At 48.0% G+C, this 17,459-nt stretch carries 15 protein-coding genes; 3 read left to right on the top strand and 12 right to left on the bottom strand.

The genetic code is table 11. From position 1 onward, the window contains the following. Positions 1-15: 15 nt before the first annotated feature. The 8 genes from P0M28_RS26680 to P0M28_RS26645 form a co-directional block, all read right to left on the bottom strand. Positions 16-816, bottom strand: coding sequence for a hypothetical protein (locus P0M28_RS26680; RefSeq protein WP_302206553.1), 801 nt, complete (start codon positions 814-816; stop codon positions 16-18). A gap of 98 nt (positions 817-914) precedes the next feature. After that, complete coding sequence (locus tag P0M28_RS26675; protein ID WP_302206552.1) at positions 915-2,321, bottom strand: MATE family efflux transporter; 1,407 nt, start codon at positions 2,319-2,321, stop codon at positions 915-917. Between the two features lie 252 nt (positions 2,322-2,573). After that, positions 2,574-2,915, bottom strand: coding sequence for a phage holin family protein (locus tag P0M28_RS26670; protein WP_302206551.1), 342 nt, complete (start codon positions 2,913-2,915; stop codon positions 2,574-2,576). A gap of 106 nt (positions 2,916-3,021) precedes the next feature. Further along, on the bottom strand, positions 3,022-3,888 hold the full coding sequence (locus P0M28_RS26665) for a YitT family protein (RefSeq protein ID WP_302206550.1): 867 nt from the start codon (positions 3,886-3,888) through the stop codon (positions 3,022-3,024). A gap of 135 nt (positions 3,889-4,023) precedes the next feature. Next, positions 4,024-5,616 (bottom strand): RagB/SusD family nutrient uptake outer membrane protein, encoded by a 1,593-nt coding sequence (locus tag P0M28_RS26660; RefSeq protein ID WP_302206549.1) that lies wholly within the window; start codon positions 5,614-5,616, stop codon positions 4,024-4,026. 19 nt (positions 5,617-5,635) lie between these two features. Continuing rightward, complete coding sequence (locus P0M28_RS26655; RefSeq protein WP_302206548.1) at positions 5,636-9,103, bottom strand: SusC/RagA family TonB-linked outer membrane protein; 3,468 nt, start codon at positions 9,101-9,103, stop codon at positions 5,636-5,638. Positions 9,104-9,198: 95 nt separating this feature from the next. Continuing rightward, positions 9,199-10,176, bottom strand: coding sequence for a FecR family protein (locus tag P0M28_RS26650; RefSeq protein WP_302206547.1), 978 nt, complete (start codon positions 10,174-10,176; stop codon positions 9,199-9,201). 122 nt (positions 10,177-10,298) lie between these two features. After that, positions 10,299-10,883, bottom strand: a complete 585-nt coding sequence (locus tag P0M28_RS26645; RefSeq protein ID WP_302206546.1) for an RNA polymerase sigma-70 factor — start codon at positions 10,881-10,883, stop codon at positions 10,299-10,301. A gap of 302 nt (positions 10,884-11,185) precedes the next feature. On the opposite strand from P0M28_RS26645, the gene P0M28_RS26640 reads away from it, so the two are divergent. Together P0M28_RS26640 and P0M28_RS26635 are read left to right on the top strand one after the other, a co-directional pair. Further along, positions 11,186-12,265: a Gfo/Idh/MocA family protein gene (locus tag P0M28_RS26640; protein ID WP_302206545.1), complete on the top strand. Its 1,080-nt coding sequence runs from the start codon at positions 11,186-11,188 to the stop codon at positions 12,263-12,265. 116 nt (positions 12,266-12,381) lie between these two features. Further along, positions 12,382-12,675, top strand: coding sequence for an SDR family NAD(P)-dependent oxidoreductase (locus P0M28_RS26635; protein ID WP_302206544.1), 294 nt, complete (start codon positions 12,382-12,384; stop codon positions 12,673-12,675). 419 nt (positions 12,676-13,094) lie between these two features. On the opposite strand, the gene P0M28_RS26630 is transcribed toward P0M28_RS26635, so the two are convergent. From P0M28_RS26630 to P0M28_RS26615, 4 genes are all read right to left on the bottom strand, one after another. After that, a complete protein-coding gene (locus tag P0M28_RS26630) occupies positions 13,095-13,466 on the bottom strand; it encodes a c-type cytochrome (protein ID WP_302206543.1) in 372 nt (123 codons plus the stop codon). After that, complete coding sequence (locus tag P0M28_RS26625; protein WP_302206542.1) at positions 13,453-14,268, bottom strand: DUF1349 domain-containing protein; 816 nt, start codon at positions 14,266-14,268, stop codon at positions 13,453-13,455. Before P0M28_RS26625 ends, P0M28_RS26630 begins: the two co-directional genes overlap by 14 nt. A gap of 78 nt (positions 14,269-14,346) precedes the next feature. Next, the gene (locus tag P0M28_RS26620; protein WP_302206541.1) at positions 14,347-14,967 is read right to left on the bottom strand and encodes a cytochrome P460 family protein; all 621 of its coding nucleotides are present in this window, start codon (positions 14,965-14,967) and stop codon (positions 14,347-14,349) included. An 80-nt stretch (positions 14,968-15,047) separates the two neighbouring features. After that, positions 15,048-16,340, bottom strand: a complete 1,293-nt coding sequence (locus P0M28_RS26615) for a lactonase family protein (protein WP_302206540.1) — start codon at positions 16,338-16,340, stop codon at positions 15,048-15,050. A gap of 179 nt (positions 16,341-16,519) precedes the next feature. Between P0M28_RS26615 and P0M28_RS26610 the strand changes: the two genes are divergently transcribed. After that, entirely contained in the window at positions 16,520-17,365 is an 846-nt protein-coding gene (locus tag P0M28_RS26610) for a helix-turn-helix domain-containing protein (RefSeq protein ID WP_302206539.1), read from the top strand. The last annotated feature ends 94 nt before the right edge of the window (positions 17,366-17,459 follow it).

Raw genomic sequence — 17,459 nt, 5'->3', positions numbered from 1 at the left:
ATTCTTCCCTCCGGTCTACGGCTTGTATTCCTCCTCTTCAGATTCATTTTCTTCGGTACTCACCGATACATTTCGCTCTACAAACCGATTCTCAATTGTATTGATTTCCTCCTGGCTCACCTGAATTTTCTCGTTCATCTTCGTAATTTCATCATTTAGTTCATCTTTCTCGGCAACCAAGGTGTTCATTCGGTCTTCGGCAGCTTCTTGCTCGTTGCTAAGGTCAAACTTGGTGTTTTCATCGGTCTTGTCCGAATTAATTTTTCTCTGCATTCGAGCCGTAGACTTATCAAGCTTGCGATACTCTCGTTCATTTCTCTTACGATCTTTTTCCAAGTCTTTCAGCCGCTTTTCGTCATCTTTAATCGTTACCTGAAGTTCATTTACCATGTGGTACTTCAGCATATTTCGAGTATACTGCCGTAGTCGCTCCATCTCGTTAGGGTAGTCGTCCGAATTAAGGGAAATGTCGTAGCCAGGCATAAATGCCACAGCCACCTGCGTACGATTCTGCACTTGCGAAAGTAGCACTTTTAAATCGCCAGTGTAAGAAGTAATACTAGGCACTTTCACTTCTTTAGCGATCAGCAAGCCATTCCTACCTTTTTTGAGCTTGGCTCTTAGTTCTTCTTTAGTATAGTTAACAATACTTTCCCGAAGTTCTTCCTCTGGTTCCTCTACCGCCAGCACCCAAGCCGGAGTTACCTTTTCGCCTATGTCCATCCTTTTTTCAACCGGTTGTAAGAATTGAGCGTAGCCGTTCTGAGTGGCCACCATAAGCACGAACGCAAAAATTAATTTAGTAGAATGTCTCATAGTATCTTAAATGTTTATTTTAGGTAGCATAATTTAATAAATAATTACCAAACTTGCGATTTTGAGTGGCAATTGGCTAGGTTATCTACCCAAACAGCTTATACTTTCACTAGTTTCCATTTGCCTTTTTGAAACAGAATTACACTGACTACCGCCGCCAGCGAAAAGGCAATGGCTATAGCAATGTATACTCCCCGAGGCCCCATATCCAGCCAAACCGCCATACCGTAGGCTAACGGAATTTGTACCAGCCAATAGCAGCCAATATTGATGAGTAAAGGGGTTCGGGTATCTCCGGCTCCGTTGAACGATTGAGCCAACACCATTCCGTAGGATAAAAAAACGTACCCCAAACAGATAGTTCGCAGCGATTCTACTCCGGTTTGAATCACGTCGGGATCGTCACTGAAAATACCAACGAACTGATACGCGCCAAAGTAAAATATTAGAGATAACACCGTTAAAAATAGAAAGTTATAGTACGCTGTTTTCCAAACTGATTTTTCGGCTCGTAGCGGATGGCCAGCTCCCAGATTTTGCCCAACTAAGGTAGCCGCTGCATTAGACAACCCCCAGGAGGGCAGAATAGAAAAGATAATAATCCGAATAGCAATGGTATACCCTGCCAACGCCTCACTGCCAAATAGTGAGATAATTCGTACTAGAAATATCCAACTAGCTGATTCAACCAAAAATTGGCTAATGCTTTCCGAAGCTAGTCTCAACAAATTAAGCAGTGTTTTAGCGCGTATCACTATATTTTCCCAGCCAATTCTGACAATTGTTTTACCATTTAGCAAATGGTATAATTGAAATAGCACTCCTATCGTGCGTCCGGTAGTAGTAGCAATGGCTGCTCCCGCTACCCCAAATGCTGGAATGGCTCCTAAGCCAAAAATAAATATCGGATCAAGAACAATGTTAAGCCCGTTGGCTAACCACAGCGACCGCATAGCCAACGAGGCGTTTCCTGCCCCTCGGAAGATGCCGTTGATCAAAAACAGTAGCATAATGCTGGTATTGCTCAAAAACATAATTCGGGTGTAGAGAAAACCATCTTCTACCAATTGAGGCTCTCCGCCCATTAGCCGAAGAATATCGCGCGCGAAGATTGCCCCTACAACACCAATAACCAACGAAATGATAACCGCCAAAGCAATGGCCTGAAAGGCAGCATCACCAGCTTTGTGATGGTTCTTCTCCCCCACCCGGCGAGCTACCAATGCGGTAGTAGCCATGCTAAGGCCAATTGCCACCGAATAGATAATAGTGAGTACTGATTCGGTGAGACCAACGGTGGCTACTGCAGTGGTGCTGACCTTACCCACAAAGAAAATGTCTACTACTGCAAACAGCGATTCCATGACCATTTCTAAAATCATAGGAACTGACAACAGAAAGATAGCCCGACGGATGCTACCGGAGGTAAAATTGGTTTCCGCACCATTAAGTGCGATGCGGAGATTATTATAAAAGTATTTGATACGATGGATATACTGAGCCACGCGTGAGAACGATGAAAATGCCAATAAAGAATTGAAATAATAGAAAGGGCGGGAATGCCCAATTACGCTACTGAGAAGTAACTTTCCCTAGCCGAGGTTGGCCGGGACGTAGGGCACTATTATGGCTCGTGTCATTTTCATAGTGGCGCAAAGATAAAAAGAATCTTCTTAACGGCTAATGGAAAACGAAAAAAGAAGGGTAAAAAAAAGGAATTTGTATTTGCTCTCTATTCTCCGTATTCCTTTTTCCGCCTACACTCTTTCCGCAATATCGTTAAAGAGAGAACCAAGAATAGCCATAATAATACTAAAAGCGATAGCCCACCAAAAGTTGCTAACTGTAAATCCACCGATTAGAACATCGGTCATTAAGATAATGATAGCATTAATGACTAGTAGAAACAACCCTAGCGTAAGAATAGTAATAGGAATAGTCAAGATGACTAATATCGGTTTGAGTACGGCATTAAACAACGCCAGAATAACCGCGACCACCAGGGCCGCCCAAAAACTTTCTACGCTAACGCCGGGCAGCAGATAGGCGGTAATCATTACAGCGATGGCCGAGAGCAGCCATTTTACAATAAGAGACATAGGTGTTGGTAGTGTTTGCTTTATTTTTAGAATAGATGTACGAATAATTAGTAGAAAGGGTTAGCCACTGAGAATAACTGCTAAAACCGTATGTAGATACAGTTTTTTATTCTAACTTCTTTTTAATCACCCCGCCCTTGGTATCGTTCACATTGTATTCTACTACAAACGCCTGCGGATCAATATTCTCTACTACGTTGTGCAAACGGCGTAAGTCCAGGCGGGTGACGATGGTGTGGATAATATCAATCTCAGCGGTAAGGTGGGGCATTTTCTTGTAGCCCCGTTTGCCTTGGTAAATCGTGAGGCCGTAGCCCATCGCCTCGGTAATTGCCTCCCGAATTTCTTCGCTCTTCGGCGAGATGATCGTCACCCCAATGTATTCTTCAATACCGTGAATAATATAGTCCGTGGTGCGAGAAGCCACCAGATAGGTCAGGATAGAGTACAAAGCTACCTCTACATCGATAACCATTGCTGCAATAATGAACAGGACAATATTGAATACTAAGATGACTGAGCCAATGGTTGTTCGAAACTTTTTGCCTAGGTAAATAGCAAGAATCTCGGTTCCGTCAATAACCGCTCCACCGCGTACACTAAAGCCAATACCAGCTCCCAAAAAAATACCGCCAAAAATGGCGATGAGCAGCTTATCTTCGGTCATCAGTGGTACCTCAATCAGAAACAGGGCCACTGCAAATATCAGAATAGATATAATAGACTTGAAGGCTAGTATGCTAGAAATTTGCCGATAACCCAGCCATATAAACGGAGCATTAATTACCACAATTAGCCAAGCAATGTTCCAGTCGGTGACGTGGTTGACTAGTAGCGACACCCCAGTTACTCCCCCATCGAGGAAGTGATTGGGTAATAAAAAACCCTTCAGTCCAATACTAGCGAAAGCAATTCCCAACCCAATGAGTAAAAACTCTATTATTCGTCGCCTAATTAAAAATGCTCGGTTCACAGCTTTCCGGTTGTTTTACGGGGGAAAGATACAGCTTTTGAAGCTATAACCACTACGAACCGGGTATTTCGAAGGAGAGAGAATGAAAGAATGAGTGAAGGATGGAATAGCCTACATTCACTCATTCTTTCATTCCTATTGGTACCCTTCGTTCTGAGTCAATCCATCGGTTAGGTCAATTTCACTTTGCGGAATAGGGCGAACCAGGTGTTTGGCTTCCAGCGTATTATTTAGCGCGGCATGCGGATTAAAAGCGAGCACGCGGTCAATGAGCCTTCCGGTACGTTTCAGGTCCATCCAGCGGCTTACCTCTCCGAGCAGCTCCTTGGCACTCTCGTTCAGAATAAGATCAACGGTTACATCGTTAGCAGTGATGTTGCCTAACCCAGCGCGGTTGCGTAGCGTGTTAATGTACTCAGCCGCTTGGGAAGCATCTCCGGCACCCAGATAGGCTTCGGCCGCAATCAGGTACGCTTCGCCCGAACGGAAGATAACCGCATCACGAAAGCCGCCCGCGTCTCCGTAGGGAACGGTAGGATCATCAAACTTTTGGAACATGGGATAATGAACCGGGGTAAAACCGTTGGGAATGTAGTATTCGTCTTCGTTGATAACCGTGTAGGGTACCGCCGCTTTCTCGGCCTCTGACCAAGGTTCCCGGGGAAAAAATACGGCGGTATCGCCCACCATAATCTCACCATCGTCTTCCAGGGCGTAAATCACCCGGCGTAGCGTGGCACTTTCCCGCTCGTCACCCGCTTCAAACAGATCAAAGTACTGAGGCGTAAGGCTAATGCCCGAACCTCGTCCGTAGATACTTGACCGATTAAGGCCGGGATAGATATCGTAGGTAAATTTAAATAACTGGTGCCGGGCATTACCATCAGCCCCCACTCCATCGCCCTGAGCAATCGCCTCAGTACCGAATAGCATACTAAGTATCACTTCTGAATTGCGTTGGTTGCCAATAGCGGTTAAGAGCTCGAAGGAGTCTACCAGCGGACGGTTGGCAATTACCGTCTCGGCCAGCGCAGCGGCTTCCGAAAAGTCGGTCTCTTCGCGGTACGATTTATACCCTCGGGTCAGTAGTATCTTTGATTTGAGATGACGGGCGGCATCTTTGGTCAGCCGACCGTACACGTCTACCTCGTTAGGCAGGTTGGCAATGGCCTCGTCTATGTCCATTACCACCTGGTTATACACATCGGCCTCCGGGGTTCGGGTATAGCTAAATTCTGCTGAGGTCACTTCTTCTACAATCAGCGGAACGTCGCTAAAATGCTCTACTAAGTGGAAGTAGGCAAACGCCCGAAAGAACTTCGCTTCGGCTAGCCCAACCTCCCGCTGCGATTCGGTGACTCCCGCAATCTGGTCAACGCGCGAAACTACCGTATTAGCGGCATCAATCACTTTGTAGTAGCGAGTCCAGTAGTCTCTGATTGTACCGTTGTCGGTAGCGATATTCACGTAGTCGTTCAGTTCACTTACCCCCGCAACCAGGGCTTCCCGGGTAGCCATATCGGTGCCCATAAACTCCATCTGAAAATCCATAAAAGCCTCCCGGTACTGGCTGTACACATTCACCACAAGCTGGTCGAACACTTCGGGGTTTTCAAAGGCGTTGGCATCGGTTAGCGACTGTCGGTTTTCCTCTTCCAAGAAGTCTTCACAACCGCTCAGAACAATGAATCCAACGATGATAAGTAGGTATTGATGTATTGTTTTCATGATATATTTTCTTTTACGATTAGAACCTTACATTTACTCCGGCCATCAGCGTGCGCGACAGAAAGGCGGCCCCCCAAGAGTTTCTTCCGGCACTTTCAGGGTCCCACCCTTCGTAGTCGGTAAACACGAATGGGTTCTGCGCCGTGGCGTACACCCGCAAACTACTTAGCCCGAGCCGGTCTACCAGCCCACGAGGCAAGGTGTAGCCCAGCGTCATATAGCCAATTTTCACGAACGACACATCGCGGTAGAATAGTGCCCGCTTATACGGCCCAGAGTTTCCGGGCTGGTGCCAAGTATTGGTCGGGTTATCGGGAGTCCAATATTGCGTGGCCCAGCCGTTGAAGCGAGCCGGAGCATCGTCCTGATCCCAACCATGCGAGCGGTGGAACCAACTGTAGGATTCAACTCCCTGCCGGGTGTAAGCAAACACGGTGAAGTCAAAGCCTTTGAAGTTGATGGTATTGGTGATACTACCGGTCCAGTCCGGCTGGGGGGAACCCACAATGGTGCGGTCCTCAGCAGTGATGATACCATCTTCGTTTACATCCCGTACCTTTACCTGCCCCGGCTGCTGACCGAGTGCCTGCGCCTCATCTGCCTCATCCAACTGCCAAATGCCAGTGGGCTCGAAAGTAAAGAAAGAACCTACGTCTTCTCCTATTTGGTGAATTAGCTCAGCATCTCGTGTGGAAAAATTCGGAAGGCGATCCAACCCGCCGTACAGTTGCTCAATTCGGTTAATATTCCTAGCAAAGTTTAATAAAGTAGTCCACTTAAACGAACCATTATCTACGTTCACACTGCGAATGTTAAACTCAATACCCCGGTTACGAATTTCCCCTACGTTGTCAAATATCTGATCTTTTCCGGTAAAGGTAGGTAAGCTACGGGACAGAATGAGGTCGGTGGTGTGCCGATTGTATAGCTCCAATGCGCCGACGAGTCGGTTCTCTAAAAACCCGTAATCGATTCCCAGGTTGAATTCACTGGTTCGCTCCCAGGTTAGGTCTTGGTTGGCGATTCGTGTTCCAAAAAAAGCGGATTGTACTGGCTGATCGCCCAAGTTGGTAAACCCAGCATTGATTAGTGCTTGAGAACCTAAGGGGTTTAATCCTCCCCCAGCACCATTATTTCCGGTTTCCCCGTAGCTAAAGCGAAGCTTCAAATCCGATACAAACGACTGATTTTCCATAAACGCCTCGTCACTCACTCGCCAGGCCAAAGCAGCCGAGGGGAAAAACGCCCACTTGTTCTGCTCCGACAGCATAGAAGACCCATCGTAGCGTCCGGTTACTGTTAGCAAGTACCTAGATAGCAAGCTGTAGTTTAGCCGAGCCGAGTACGATAATATTGACTGCTGAACAAAAGAGTTTTGCAGTCCTCTGATGTCCGAGCCCGCATCAATATTGTAGAACAGAAATTCATCGGTAGTAAAGTTTCTAACCTGGGTTTCAATAAGCTCATCGCGCTGAGTCCAGGCCGAGGATATAAGGGTCGCGTTCAACTGATGTTCAGCTCCCAGGCTTACTTCATAGTTGATAATATTATCCCAGGTATAGCCGAGGTTGTTAGAGTTATTATAAATCGCTCGGCGGTTATCTACCCGCTGCCCAACCGACTTAGAAAACAATCCTCGGTACTCACCGTAGCGGTTGAACCGCAGGTTCGGTGAGAAGGTAGAGGTCAAGCTTAGACCTTCAATAGGTTTTACAGTAATACCAAGATTACCGATGTAGCTCAGCGAGCGATGTTCGCGGGTGATATTGTCTTCCTCAAAGAGCGGGTTCGTAATAAAGGTTTCCCCTTCCAGCGGCCAAAATTCGGGTTCCCCGTTTTCGTCGAAGGCGGTTCCAGTCGGGCGCAAGCGGTAGGCACTGCGAAACCCCTCGAAGCTGCCATTGTTAAGAACTTGGTAAGTGGCGTAGCCGCTGTACGTGAGGGTAATTTTATCGCTGATCTCACCCTGCACATTGGCCCGAATGTTATACCGCTCTAGCGATTCACCCGGAAACGTACCTTCGTCTACCGTGTACCCTGCTCCAAAACCGTAGGTAGTTCGGTCAGTGCCGCCGGATAAACTCAGCGTATGGTTCATCTGAAACCCGTTTTGCTTGATGAGGTCAACCCAATCCACGTACTCGCCGTTAGCGATATTTTCCAGTTCATTGGGCCGCAGGAAGGTGCTCAGATCAACATCTTCCCGGCTCACTGAGAAATCTCCGGAGCTGTAGGCTAGTCCTACTACCGCATCCCGCATGAACTCCACGTACTCTTCGCCCTCAAAAATATCTGGTAGGTTGTAAGGTTGCCTCACCCCGAAGTAGTTATCGTACTGTACCGAAAGCTTACCTGACTTCCCTCGTTTGGTAGTAACAATCACTACTCCGCTGGAACCCCGAGCTCCATAGATAGCGGTAGCTGAGGCATCTTTCAGCACGTCAATCTGTTCAATATCCGCAGGGTTGATAAACGAAATGTCGTCCACAAAAATACCGTCTACGACAAACAGCGGGTTCTGCCCCGGGCTGTACCCACCCTGCGACACGGGTTCTTCAAAGTTGATCGTATTAGCTCCACGCACCCGGATGTTAAAGCCTCCGCCTGGTTTGTTGCTCACGGTTTGAATATCCAGACCGGGCACCTGCCCCTGTATCGCCTGAACTGCGTTGACCTTATTCGCCTCCTGAAGTATCTCCGAATCTACCGACACCACCGAACCCGTCACATCGCTCTTCTTCTGCGTGCCGTACCCCACCACCACTACTTCCGACAACGATTCTACGTTCGGGCTCATGGTTAGATTGATCGTCGTGCGGTTATTGATAGCCACTTCCTGCGTGAGATACCCCACTGAGGAAAATACCAATGTCTCAGCATTGTCAGGAGCAGTAACCCGAAAATTTCCGTCAATATCGGTTACCGTACCTACGGTGGTATTCTTCACCAGAATATTTACTCCCGGTAGCGACTCCCCGTTCTCATCGGTCACTTGTCCGCTAATCGTTTTTTCCAGGGAAGGAAGCTGCTCTACCGATCGGGCATCGGACAATGGTAGCAAGCTCGCTTGTTTGGCCGTTGCCGACACAGTTCGGGTTTCAACTTTTCCGACTGACTGTTTCTTAGGCGTAGCCACCCGGATGATGTAGTGCGTAGCATCAAGCTTCTTGTAGGTAAGCCCGAGCGGAGTCAGTATATTGCGTAGCAACTGATCGAGGTCGTTCGCTTTCAACGCCGACTTACGTACCTTCTTTTGATCGACCACTTTCTGGTCAAACGCAAAGCTTATTTTATGCTGCGTTCCGATTTCTTTCAGGGCCTGCTCTAGCAGTTGCTGGCCCTGATCCTCCTGAAAGCTTACTTGGACAGACTGATTAGTGTAGGGCTGCGTAGCCGTCGCCAACTTCTGGCCAAATGCCTCAAACTGGCAACAGCCAATCAGGATCACCACAAGTAGTGTAGTCTGTTTTTGTACAAAACTTACCATAGTGTGTTTGTTGTTAGGTTCTTGTTCATATTCATGTTGTTTGGTCGTTAAGTGGCGGGGAGCTTGGTGTAAACACTCCTTGCCCCAAGCTCTTTTTATGGATAATCGAGCGTTATTTCATTGCCGTTTCGCTGTACTTCAATACCATATATTTCTGAGATGGTGGCAAGAATAAGCTCAGCATCTTTTAGCGATAGCTTTGTAGTAGCCGTGAGCCTGTTGTTTTTTAGCGAATCGTTCGGGATGATAATGGTAAAGCCGTAGTAGTCCTCCATAGCTTGGGCAACCTCTCCTAAAGAGGTATTGTCCAGCACCAGCTCTTGCTGGCGCCAGTGGGAATAACGTTGGGGGTTTACCACTTTCTTAACAAGACGCTGCTCACTTTCTGTGTAAGCGGCCAACTCACCTGGTCTCATTACTGTGGCAGAGTCTGCCTGATTAGTGTCTATTACAAGCTTTACCTGACCCGAATGCAGTACGACTTCCGTATCGCCCCGACGGGTGTTCACATTAAATTCAGTACCTAGCACTTCCACATTCATATCAGAAGCATGAACCCGAAAACGTTGATTTTGCAAGGTATGTGCTACCGAGAAGAACGCTTCTCCCTCCAACCACACTTCTCGATCAGCCTGCTCTTCCCAGTCGGTAGCGTACCGAAGGGTAGAGTTAGCATTAAGAGTGACGGTTGATCCATCGGGCAGGCCAACCTCACTAATTTCGCCGTAGGCCGTCTGAATAGTTACAGTATTACTCCCGTATCTAAAGTACAGCAAGCAAGCTATGCTGATGAGTAATAGTCCGCCCCACACAGCAGCCATTCGGTACCAGATTGGTTTTTGATGATTCTTAGGCAGGTTATCGGGCTTTTCTTCTTTCAGGATTGAGAGAGGCTGCTTGGCCTTCGTTAGAATTTCTTGCCTAATTCTTTCTTTTTCCGCGTCACCCAGACCTTCTAGTGGCGAAGCTCCTTCCGATTGAGCGGCGTACCAAGCCTCGAATAATGCTTTACCCTCCGGGGTGTCTTCTCCTGATAGATAGTCGCGAATAATTTTATCCAAATCCCGATCCATAGGACGTGCTATTTATTATATAGCCGGGTAAGACGGGCACATCCCCTACGCACGCACAAAAAAAATCAGAATTATCTACAAAATATATTTAGGAACGTTTTGATAGGCTATTTACCGCTGGGTCAATGAGGTAAAAAGATAATTGATAGCAAGAAAACCATAAACTCTTGCAGACTGATACGTAGAATTTTGAGAGCTTTGGTAAGATGGTTCTCAACCGTTTTGGGTGATATGTTCAGTTGTTTCGCAATCTCTTGGTTGGAATGATGGTCCACCCGGCTCAACCTGAATACCGTTTGGCACTTCGCCGGAAGTTTACCAATCTCTTGATTGAGTACCTGGGTCAGCTCCCGGTATTCTATCGATTCTAGCGTAGTGTCGTCTACCTGCTGCGCGGCTTTCTTGATAGCGGCCACGTATTTCTCCTGAACTACTTGAGATCGTATATGATCCAGTACGGCGTACCGCATTGCTGAAGATAGGTAGATAACAAAGGTGGTTTTGATAGCAAGCTGCTCCCTTCGCTGCCACAAATTAGCAAAAACGTCTTGCACCAACCCTTTAGCCGTTTCTACACAACCGATACGGTAGTAAGCAATCGTTAGCATCCGTTCCCAGTAGCGATTGTACAGCACCTCAAACGCTGCTTCACTTCCCTGCTGGAACAGGCAAAGCAGATCTTCATCGCACGTATCTTTACTAATCATTAGGAAAGTAAGCCTTCGGTTGTATACTGTACAATTTTCAATATTATTTTGTAATAATCAAAAATTTACAAAAATATGTGAGATCACCCCTTCGTTTTAAAGTAATTGTACATTTAAACGTTTATTGCGAGCGGCTCGGACTTGCCCACAAGACCTTCTGTGCCCTATCTGGATAACTCGGAGGCATCCCCCTCAAATTGCTTCTCCCTACTACCCATTGTAGTTCGCTCCAAAAAGCTGTATTATCGCACCGCATTATCTATTAAACATTCTCTCATTTACACACCAAATCACTTAACAATATGACCCAACCTATTAGAGTACTCGTTGTCGGATGCGGTAATATGGGAGCGTCCCACGCCCGGGCGTATCATACAATGAATCAATTTGAGATAGCTGGCCTCGTTAGCCGAGGATCAGAAAGCCGTCAAACATTGTCCGATGAACTAGGTGGCGGAATACCGCTGTTCAGTGATTTCTACGAAGCCCTAAAAGAAACCCAGCCCGATGCTGTGTCAGTCAACACCTACCCTGATACCCACGCCGAATACGTTACTGCTAGTCTAAAAGCCGGAGCGCACGTATTTGTAGAAAAGCCGTTGGCTAACACCATTGAGGAGTGTGAAGAGATTGTGAAGATAGCGCAAGAAACGGGTAAAAAACTACTAATTGGCTACATTGTGCGGGTACACCCAGCTTGGCAGAAGTTTATTGAAATATCCCAAACATTGGGCAAACCGTTGGTGATGCGGATGAACCTGAACCAACAGAGTAGCGGTAAAACCTGGGCCACCCACAAAAATCTCATGAAATCCATGTCGCCTATCGTAGACTGCGGAGTACACTACGTAGACGTGATGTGTCTGATGACCCAAGCCAATCCTATTCGCGTAAGCGGCATCGGGGCGCGACTGACCGACGAAGTAGCTTCGGATATGTACAACTACGGCCATTTGCAAGTAACCTTCGACGATGGATCCGTCGGTTGGTACGAAGCGGGTTGGGGACCCATGATGAGTGAAACGGCTTTTTTTGTAAAGGATGTAATCGGGCCGAAGGGCTGCGTCAGCATTATGGAATCGCAGAGTGCTTCGGATGATGTGGATGCCCACTCCAAAACCAACGCCCTGAAAGTTCACTTTGCCGACCGTGACGAAAACGGACAGTTTACTAAGAAAGACGAAATTGTCAGTACCGCCGATGAACCCGACCACCAAGAACTCTGCGACCGGGAACAGGAACTCTTCTACAAAGCGATCAGCGAGGATATGGATTTATCCCAACACCACCAGGATGCGATCAATAGTCTTCGGGTGGTACTCGCCGCCGACGAATCGTTTAAGACCGGGAAAACAGTAGAGTTAGGTAAGTATAACATCTAATCTTACTACCAGAAAGCAAGAGGCTGGAGGCGGTGGGTAACTGCTTACGACCTCCCGCTTTCTACTTCTGACGATACAGTAAAATTCTGTTCACAGTGTAATAAATAAGCCAACCTATGAAGCTAAAGAATAAGTTAGTCCTTTGCGTAGGCGGTAGTAGTGGCATGGGTCGTGGAGTGGCCGAAGTAGCCCTTTCTGAAGGTGCGAATGTCATTGTTACTAGTCGGTCTTTAGAGAAAGCCCAGAAAACCGCTGACGAGTTAGGTTGTCAAGCCGAAGAAGTAGACATTTCGGATGAGACGAGTGTCAAGCAGCTCTTTGATAGACTGGATTCGCTTGACCATATGATGATAACGGCGGGAGCGGTCATCCCGGTAGATGGTGGTCAGCATCTATTACCGATTGGTTAATGATTGTTTAGTAAAAAAGTAGTTCTGGATAATGCTGCTTGGAAACGCTATCATAGCTTCAAAGCGATGCATTTCGCTTTAAACTAGAACCGTTTGAGCCAACTGAGCAGGCTTTCATTGGTTGTCCAAGCAGAAACTTTTCCAGGAGGTGATATCAGATAACTGGGCTGGCAGCCAGCCAGGAAACAAACAAGCATATAGAAATACGAAGTATCTCTTCATAGATGTATAGTATCTTTTGTAAAAGCTAAGCAAAGATTCATAGCGTGCCCATCAACGCCGTCAATTGATAGAAAGTTTTTTGCCCTGAAAGTATCATCCCAATGTAAACAACTATTCCACCGAGGCTGCCTCACTGGGTGTAGTAACCATTTTCATTAAAGGCCCATTTTCTGTACTCATACTTCTACCTCTGAACATCAGTTGTCTGCGTCTGCGAGAACTGCCTCCACCCATCTTCGGATCGTGGCAATCTCTTCGTCAGGAAGTTGGGGGGCGTTGAGGGGCATCGGGGTGTAGCCCGATACGTGGTTGACTGCTCCCAGCAACTGTCCGTTGAGGGCCACAGCACGGGCATCGGCGTAAGTATCCAGCACGATGCCCGCCGTCGCCTGCTCCGTGCTATGGCAATAATTACAGTTTTGGAAAAAGATCGGAGTAACTGCTTCATCAAAGAAGGCTTCGGTAGAGGTGATGGCTGGGAGAGCCGTGTTCTCCTCTTTCTGACAGCCCAAAAGCCCCCCGACCATTAGCCAACCTTCGACGATCCATCGTAGGCTATTGCTTCGCATGGGTTGTTTCGGTAGTTGCTTCCTGGACCGAAGTCAGTACCTGTTCGCCAATGAGGTTGGCAATGGGCAGTTCCTTCTCTATCGGAGTAGGAGAAATGCTAATAAAATCAAAGCGGGCCACTAGATTACCTCGGTCCTGCGGCGTACCCTGCCGGTTATACTGCGCGTAGTCCGGGTATACTTCGGCCACCGATGGCCAGTCCGCGTAGGCCGTGATCCCCAACTGAAGGGTTTCGGGTAAGTCCGGGCGAATGAATTGATCCAGCAGTTGCCAGTCTTGCCCATCAAAGCAGTGTAGCAGGGTGAAGACCTCATCCACCCGCACTAGCTTGAGGGTGACCCACGCATCTTGCGCCGGATAGATTTTTAGGGTAGATTGGCTTTGGTAGGTGCTTTTGATCTCGAACTGCGGTGTTCCGGGTTCGGTAGCCGAACCAATACTGAAGAACATCCAGTTTTCTTGTCCTGGCTGCCAGGTATCGGCTCGCAATTCGTGAGGAGCTCGCACAAAGAGACCAGCGAGTGAAAAGGCCGTTTGGGGAAGGTCCGTCGTGGTACCGCTTACCTTCAGGCGGGCGGTGAGTTCAAAGTTGCCAGTATACTCTCGATAGAGAAAACCAGCTACGTTATCCTCAAACCAGCCACTGGAAGTCGGTTCCATCACTAGATGACCATTTTGTATCTCCAGCGAACGCACTTTGGATTGCCAGCCGTCCACTTCTAGTTGTTGCCAGTTGTTCAGGCTATTGGGCGAGGCGAAATCGTCGCGAAATGTCTGCGCATTTACAGGTTCAGTAAGCATAAATAATAACGTTAGAAAGGTGAAACAATGAATGTTGAATGTCTTTAGCATGACAAGGGATTAGGGACGAACGAATGATTATAGATTTCCTAAGTATACTTCCAGGTCACAAGGTTCGGTTGGCCCTCGGTCGCACTCAATAAACTGCACCTGATTTTCCCGGGCCGCCCGCTGCATGAGCGGACGGGTAAAGGTAAAATCAGTAGTCTGGGCAGTTTGGTGACAGTTGCGACAACTGTTGATATCAACGGCATCGCTAAAATCGGGGCGAGTGGGGCTGAACGACCCGCTGAGCCACCCATCCCCTCGCTTGGTGCGGTAAAATACCGAGCTTTGGCTGCTTTCGTTAGCCCAGGTTTCCATGGCAATGAGGGCACCATCGGGAATTTGCCCTGTAGTAGCGGCGACCCGAAACGAGGCGGTGTCCATAAACATTCGGCGAAAGTAGTCGCCACGTTTATCTACCTGAGCGTAGAAGTATATGGGCGGACCGTAGCGGTCGGTTAGGGTCAAGGCTACGGAGTCCGGGTACCCCTCCCCCGCGTCTGTCAAGGTATCGTCCGGGGAGGTTACGCCCAGGCTATCGGGAAGGACTGCTATCGGCTGGGGATTGTTCTCTCCTTCCGAGCAAGCCATACTTAGTGCGCTGAGCAGGTAAAGTGCCCCTGCTAATCCGAATAACGATGTGTGCCGAATCATAGTCGTATCTTTCTTGGTACCAACGGAAGTACAGTCCAAAGCTTTTTGCCTAATGAGTGCAAATTGTTTTGCTATTTGGCTCAGTATACGGCTTCCAGTACGTGTACTCCCCGCGTAAGCGGTAGGATTACCTCAGTAGTCTCCAGACTGGTTTCACCAACTCGCCAAAACTCTACAGCCCCGGTAGCCTCTTCCAGTGGCTGGTCTTGGAATTCGTAGATCGCTACAGCAATCATATCACCGTCTTCGTCGAAGACGACACTCTCGGGTAACACTCCCGCAAAGGGTACGCGCTGCTGCTCGGTTAGCGTACCGTCTGCTGCTAGCGCTATTAGTGACAATGAGCTGGTTTCGGTGTAAAATTCGCTCCCTTCCGGAAACCATGACCCTTCCATATTGGCCACCACGATGCGGCCCCCATCAGGACTGATACCGAAGCTTTCGGGAGCCCCGCCAGTGGCGACTTGAGAAGCAATCTGGTGGTTGCCCTCCGCAAAATCGGGCCGCACGTTGTAGAGAATACCTTCGTTCACAAAGCCATTCACATCAGGAATAATATAAAACTCCCCACTGGGCACGAACTGTCCGGCTCCTGGTAGCGTACCCAATGACAAGGGCTCACCAATCATTGTCACTTCAGTACGGGCTTCGTTGACTCGGTAGAAGGCCAGTTGCTGACTCTCTTCTAAGGTCACTGCCAAGAAGTTGCCCGAAGGGTGCCACGTAATATCGGTGGCTCGGACGGGAGTCTCGTAGCTACGTCCTATGGCAAAGTAGCGGGGAGTACCGAATGCATTTCCCTGCCAGGGCAGCAACACAATTTCGCGTCCAGGTTCGTCAATGACGGTAGCCAGGTAGTTTCCCTCGGGACTCAGTTGGGCTACTAATGGGATATTGCCCACGTTCGCTTCAGCCACTAGTGACAGCGCATTAGGGTTGCTGATGTCAATAGCCCGAATGGCTTGGGCTGCAGGAATCTCCCCGACATTGTCCACCTGGGTTACGTTTGGGTCAAGTTGCCCTCGGGTTTCGGCCACAAAGGCTACTTGGTCATCCGGACTTACGTCTAAACTTTTTGTCCAGTTGGTGACCGAATTGGATACCGGCACGGTAGTAATGCTGTTGGCTGGATCAGCGTTAGAAAAATCAATCAGCGATAACTCGTCCTGGTCACCGGGTACCCGGCGAAGTTGTCCGTCTACGTAGGCTCCGGCGGCCATATCAGCATCGGAGAGTACAATCAGTTGGCGCACATTGAAATCGGCCAGGGCAGTATCTGTAGCCGAAGGAGCATCACCATTATCATCTTGGCAAGCCCAAGCTGTCAGGACGACTGTAGGCAATGTTACTAAGAAAAAATTGGGTAGGTTCATAACGTGATAAGTTTGATTTATCTTTACAGACGGTCGTAGAACGATCAAGTATTTTGCTATTTAGCTCAAAGAAGTTTGCTATTTAGGGCAGTGAGCTAAATAGCAAAAAATAGTGAGCCGGATAGAAAAAACAGTACGAACCAAGAGTCGTAAAAGATAGAGTTCATACATTCACTACTATGTTCAAAATTCCTGAGGATCTGCTGACTATGCCAGAGCACCATCAAGTGATTCATTTGGACGGTTGCAAGATCATAGAATCCTGTCATCACGAAAAGCTGGTGGCCGACTCTATCTATGTCAATGAGCGGGTATTGCTCTGCATGCTGTCTGGTAAGATTGCTTTGGATTTTGCTTCGGGCACCGACACCGTTGAGGAAGGGCAGGTGGGGCTGTTGAACCGAAATGTATATGCCCCCTACCGCAAGCACGGAACGCCCGAACGGGGCTACGCCAGCGTATTATTCTTTTTAAACGATGCATTTATTCAACGGTTCTTAGCTGAACGTAAGATCGTGCCGTCGCATCCGGCCAAGGCGCAAGACCATTTTGTCACAGAGCCGACCCTTCAATTTCTGGACTTCGTACGTTCGGTGCTCAACCTGTTTCAAAGTAAGCTTAAGTACGACCGGCAGTTACTGCAACTCAAAGTAACGGAGCTACTCATTCACCTCACCAACCAGCATCCTGAGATCGCTTCCCAGCTACTTTCCGGGCCCATAGTGGCGCAGAAAGACTTAGTGGACGTTATGGAGCAAAACTATCTGAAGTATGCATCGCTGGAAGAGTTTGCCGCCATGAGCGGTCGCAGTTTGGCGACCTTTAAGCGGGATTTTCAGCGTACTTTTAAAGTGACCCCGGCTAAATGGCTTCGGGTCAAACGGCTGGAACAAGCTCATTATCTGCTCCAGCACACGGGCACCAACGTAACGAAAGTGTACAATCAGGTTGGTTTTGCCAACTATTCGCACTTCTCCCGGGTATTTAAAGACCATTTCGGCTATGGACCAGGAAGCATGAAATGAATAACTATATCCAGAAAGCCTTGACCCTTTAAAGAAAGCTCTTCCCAACTGTAGAACTAACGCAGTGATGGAATTTTTGCTAAGCTAAAGAATT

The sequence above is a fragment of the Tunicatimonas pelagia genome (assembly GCF_030506325.1).
Classification (GTDB): Bacteria; Bacteroidota; Bacteroidia; order Cytophagales; family Cyclobacteriaceae; genus Tunicatimonas; species Tunicatimonas pelagia.
This window is presented reverse-complemented; position numbering and strand designations above follow the sequence as displayed.

Bases quoted from the DNA above. Each gene is read 5' to 3' on its own strand.
- P0M28_RS26680 (WP_302206553.1), bottom strand. From the start codon at position 816: ATGAGACATTCTACTAAATTAATTTTTGCGTTCGTGCTTATGGTGGCC.
- P0M28_RS26670 (WP_302206551.1), bottom strand. From the start codon at position 2,915: ATGTCTCTTATTGTAAAATGGCTGCTCTCGGCCATCGCTGTAATGATT.
- P0M28_RS26660 (WP_302206549.1), bottom strand. From the start codon at position 5,616: ATGAAAACAATACATCAATACCTACTTATCATCGTTGGATTCATTGTT.
- P0M28_RS26655 (WP_302206548.1), bottom strand. From the start codon at position 9,103: ATGGTAAGTTTTGTACAAAAACAGACTACACTACTTGTGGTGATCCTG.
- P0M28_RS26650 (WP_302206547.1), bottom strand. From the start codon at position 10,176: ATGGATCGGGATTTGGATAAAATTATTCGCGACTATCTATCAGGAGAA.
- P0M28_RS26645 (WP_302206546.1), bottom strand. From the start codon at position 10,883: ATGATTAGTAAAGATACGTGCGATGAAGATCTGCTTTGCCTGTTCCAG.
- P0M28_RS26640 (WP_302206545.1), top strand. From the start codon at position 11,186: ATGACCCAACCTATTAGAGTACTCGTTGTCGGATGCGGTAATATGGGA.
- P0M28_RS26635 (WP_302206544.1), top strand. From the start codon at position 12,382: ATGAAGCTAAAGAATAAGTTAGTCCTTTGCGTAGGCGGTAGTAGTGGC.
- P0M28_RS26630 (WP_302206543.1), bottom strand. From the start codon at position 13,466: ATGCGAAGCAATAGCCTACGATGGATCGTCGAAGGTTGGCTAATGGTC.
- P0M28_RS26625 (WP_302206542.1), bottom strand. From the start codon at position 14,268: ATGCTTACTGAACCTGTAAATGCGCAGACATTTCGCGACGATTTCGCC.
- P0M28_RS26620 (WP_302206541.1), bottom strand. From the start codon at position 14,967: ATGATTCGGCACACATCGTTATTCGGATTAGCAGGGGCACTTTACCTG.
- P0M28_RS26615 (WP_302206540.1), bottom strand. From the start codon at position 16,340: ATGAACCTACCCAATTTTTTCTTAGTAACATTGCCTACAGTCGTCCTG.
- P0M28_RS26610 (WP_302206539.1), top strand. From the start codon at position 16,520: ATGTTCAAAATTCCTGAGGATCTGCTGACTATGCCAGAGCACCATCAA.